The sequence below is a fragment of the Aminobacter sp. P4_D5 genome (assembly GCF_056401815.1).
On record NZ_JBFUIP010001348.1, the window covers coordinates 1 to 527 of the forward strand.

At 70.8% G+C, this 527-nt stretch carries 1 protein-coding gene; it reads left to right on the forward strand.

Translation table 11 applies throughout. The features are described 5' to 3' along the window. A partial coding sequence (locus AC1DWF_RS38335) for a chemotaxis protein CheB (protein ID WP_476843627.1) occupies window positions 1-527 on the forward strand: 527 nt, incomplete at both ends.

Sequence of the window (527 nt, forward strand, 5' to 3'; positions counted from 1 at the left end):
CACCATGGCCGCGCTGCGGGCCGGCGCGTCGGACTATATTCCGAAGCCAGGGGCTTCGGGCGGGGGTCTGGCAGATCCGCATTTCCGCGGCGAATTGCTGGCCAAGGTGAAGGGCTGGGCGCGGCTGCGACAGAAACCGGTGATGGCGCAGGCGCGGCCGCCGGGCATGGCTGTGCGGCTTGCGGTTCCTGGCGCCGTGCCGAAGATCGTCTGCATCGGCAGCTCCACGGGCGGCCCGCAGGCGCTGGCGGCGCTGGTGCGGCGGCTGCCGCGGCAGATTGCGGTGCCTGTCTTGATCGTGCAGCACATGCCGGCCGGCTTCACCGCGATGCTCGCGCAGCACCTCGACACACTTGGTGGTCCACGTGTGACCGAGGCTCAGGAGGGTGACGTGCTGGAGGCCGGGCGCATCTTTCTCGCGCCCGGGGACCGGCATCTTCTGGCCAAGGCCGAGGGCGAACGGGTCTCTCTGCACCTCTCCGACGCGCCGCCCGAGAATTTCTGCCGGCCCGCGGTGGATCCCACGC